The sequence below is a fragment of the Mesotoga infera genome, from assembly GCA_011045915.1.
GTDB classification, from domain to species: Bacteria; Thermotogota; Thermotogae; order Petrotogales; family Kosmotogaceae; genus Mesotoga; species Mesotoga infera_D.
The window spans coordinates 1-2935 of sequence record DSBT01000252.1; the positions used below are offsets into that span (position 1 = coordinate 1).

Below are 2935 nucleotides of genomic sequence, written 5' to 3' on the forward strand. Positions count from 1 at the left end.
CAAATGGGGTCAGACTCCGATTTTCCCATTAAGAAGAGAAATCGCAGACCAAAATCTGTGAGGGTTTTCTTCAAGACAGAAACGAAAAGTTAGCAAAAAATCGAGTCTGTCCCTTTTGCTACGCAGTTACATGCTCCTCTACACTAGTGGCGCGAATAAGGTGGGATTAAGGTTGACATAATCAGCGAACAAGAATCTGTAACCAATAAGTCAGGAGGCGAAGGAATGATGAAAGTGTTAATTGTGACACCTTGCGTCAAATTGCCGGGAAGTTCGGGCTGCAAAATACAGAAACGGTTATGCTCGCACATGGAAAGTTCTCGAAAAACAGTGACCAAAACGGATTCAGTTTTTTTAGCTTAATGGAACTGGTCCTATAGAGAGTACGCACCTAACCTTGTAGTCTGGCAATTTCCATATGAACTAAGCTATTTCATGGTGCAATTGGTAATTTTCTGATGTTAGAAGAAATACTAGTCTCAGCGGGGCCTATTGATTGGTCTGTTCTTGCCACGAAGCAATTTGGAAAAACATTGATCAGTCTTGATTATATAGCATATATGATATATAATTACACTGTTGATGCTTTCGGAGAAGACGCATATGAGAATTCGAACTCTTTACAAAGGGTACAAGGTGCTTTTCTTTGAGAACGACGTACCGAAATTCCTTAATGATCTCGATGTGGACACAAAAGAAGAGATCGCTTCGAATTTCGGAGATATCGAAGCGATGGGTATTGCGCCAGAGCAGATCGGGAAACAGGGGAGGTTATACAAACCACTGGACTGTAGATGGGGGACCTTGTTTGAAATGAAACTTAGAACAAAGCAGAAAGAGGTAATACGGCTATACTTTCATCCTGACAGCGAAAATCTCCTTATAATCTTGTTGTTAGCAGTTTTCAAACAGGGGAGATCCAGAAGGCAGAATGCCGACATAGTCAAAGCCTGCAAACGTTTAGGGAAATACCTATTTGAAGCGCGTTGAAGGGGGTGGAAGTAGTGAGGTCTTTTGATGAACTCAAAAAAGAATGGTTGAAAGACGAGAAATTCGCTAGAGTCTACGATTCGAAGAGACCGCTTAGACTCTTCATTAGGGTCATAAAGTCTGCAAGGCTTGAAATGGGACTCTCGCAGAAGGATCTGGCCGAAGCAATAGGAACATCGCAATCGGTAATAGCAAGAATAGAAGCCGGTAAGCAGAACATATCGTATGAGATGATGAATAGGCTTTCCGATACACTTGATCTGAAGCTTCATATAATTGCTACCAAAGAGGAAGTTATAACATTGCCAACAGGACTTTGTGAGAAGCTGTTGACAGCTGGAGGTCTGGATGAGTCAAGCGATTACTCTAACGTGGTGAGAGAGACACTTGAAAATAGTCTTGAAGTGAGAGAAGTATTGGGAAGAAATCCTGAGTTCCTGAAAGAATTGTCAACAAAGATCAACCAGATAAGTGACGCATATCATATAGATGCTATCGATGCGATTAAGTACATCTTGACTCTTGGTGAAGCTACCTGGGAGAAGCTTGAATCAGAGCATGTATTGGATCAACCTGAAAGGTGTGACGAAGAATGCCTGGCCGGATGAACGGAAAGCAGTCCAGCGGTTATATTGAACTTATCCAAGCAATAGAGCTGCTTTCAATAAGAACTATGTCTCTGAGTTACAAAACTTATGATAAGAGCAACCTATCCGAACAACACGGTTCTGTTAACGTTCGAAAAGGTTCTATTGAGCTGGATGAGAAGAACAAGATTTTAAACTGCAATGTGGGGTTCGATATTGCCATAGAAGCGGAGAAGAATCAGGCGTTTTTCAAGATGAATCTTCAATACATGCTGGAGTTTCGTGTCAAAGAAGTTGAAGTAGTCAAGTCTGTTCTGAGCAACGAAGAAACTCTTGAGTTCTTTTCTAATCGTCAGTTAGTGAGACTAGCCTGGTCATACGTACGCAACGAACTCAGTCATGCTCTTGCTAGTTCCGGTCATGTATTTGTTCCACTCCCTTTGTTGAAGTGATTCAGAATTGGTGGCGGAGAATAGAACAAACTTCCCATTCTACTTGTTGTGATTTTCTTCACTTAATGATAACTGCGTCCTTTAGAGTCTCGCTGAATATTCATGCATTCTCAGGGCTCAGAAGATAAAGAGTTATTTCGCGGTTCTTTGAATAGTGGCTGATCAATGTTCGGTGTTTTTTTCTGGACGAGGTGTGGAAGTGTATTTCGATCGAGACGGATATAGAGTGACAGGAAAGACCTCATGATTCTATACTACTTCAAGAAGTACTGGTGGGTAGTGTCGGCTGCAATCATTGCGCTGGCTTACGTGATCCCTTATCAGTTGGTTATTGGTCTGCTCTTCGCGCAGATCGTCGCTGTGAATCTAGTATCCTTAAGGATCAGACATTATTTGAAGCCCGAGCGAAATGTGAAGAGCCTCAGGAATCTTCTCGTTCTCGAGTTTAAGGACTTTCTCGAAAGCTATGGGGTATCCTGTGATTATCCTCCGAGGGGCGATTATTCCTCTGTTGATCTTATCGCGGACATCTTTGGAGAAAAGACGGTGTTCTCCATCAGGGAGGGCAATGATCAAATCCATAACTCCGAAGTACAGAGTCTCGCCGCTTCTCTCTCGAAGTACGGGGCCAGTCACGGAGTCATTTTGGTAGATGGTCTGCTGCCTATTGAGGCAAAGAGGTTGGCCGAGAGCTACGGTCTGGAATTCAAGAGATATCGAAAGTACAAGGAAGAAGCTCGGGAAACGCTCGGTTCCAATCCCAACCGCTGATGTACATTCAAAGGAACAAATGGGGTCAGACTCCGATTTTCCCATTAAGAAGAGAAATCGCAGACCAAAATCTGTGAGGGTTTTCTTCAAGACAGAAACGAAAAGTTAGCAAAAAATCGAGTCTGTCCCTTTTGC

At 42.8% G+C, this 2935-nt stretch carries 4 protein-coding genes; all 4 read left to right on the forward strand.

All coding sequences use genetic code 11. The annotated features are described in order from the left end of the window. Positions 1–603 precede the first annotated feature (603 nt). The 4 genes from ENN47_08570 to ENN47_08585 all read left to right on the forward strand — a co-directional run bounded on the left by ENN47_08570 (position 604) and on the right by ENN47_08585 (position 2800). On the forward strand, positions 604–990 hold the full coding sequence (locus ENN47_08570) for a hypothetical protein (GenBank protein HDP78219.1): 387 nt from the start codon (positions 604–606) through the stop codon (positions 988–990). A gap of 134 nt (positions 991–1124) precedes the next feature. Then, complete coding sequence (locus ENN47_08575) at positions 1125–1598, forward strand: helix-turn-helix domain-containing protein (protein ID HDP78220.1); 474 nt, start codon at positions 1125–1127, stop codon at positions 1596–1598. After that, positions 1583–2029: a hypothetical protein gene (locus ENN47_08580; GenBank protein HDP78221.1), complete on the forward strand. Its 447-nt coding sequence runs from the start codon at positions 1583–1585 to the stop codon at positions 2027–2029. The genes ENN47_08575 and ENN47_08580 overlap by 16 nt, the downstream gene beginning before the upstream one ends. Positions 2030–2272: 243 nt before the next feature. Next, positions 2273–2800 carry a hypothetical protein gene (locus ENN47_08585; GenBank protein ID HDP78222.1) on the forward strand — a complete coding sequence of 176 codons (528 nt, stop codon included), beginning with the start codon at positions 2273–2275 and terminating at the stop codon, positions 2798–2800. Positions 2801–2935: the final 135 nt, after the last annotated feature.

Excerpts from the sequence above, each read along its gene's own strand:
- ENN47_08570 (HDP78219.1), top strand. The coding sequence starts at position 604 with ATGAGAATTCGAACTCTTTACAAAGGGTACAAGGTGCTTTTCTTTGAG.
- ENN47_08575 (HDP78220.1), top strand. The coding sequence starts at position 1,125 with ATGGGACTCTCGCAGAAGGATCTGGCCGAAGCAATAGGAACATCGCAA.
- ENN47_08580 (HDP78221.1), top strand. The coding sequence starts at position 1,583 with ATGCCTGGCCGGATGAACGGAAAGCAGTCCAGCGGTTATATTGAACTT.
- ENN47_08585 (HDP78222.1), top strand. The coding sequence starts at position 2,273 with ATGATTCTATACTACTTCAAGAAGTACTGGTGGGTAGTGTCGGCTGCA.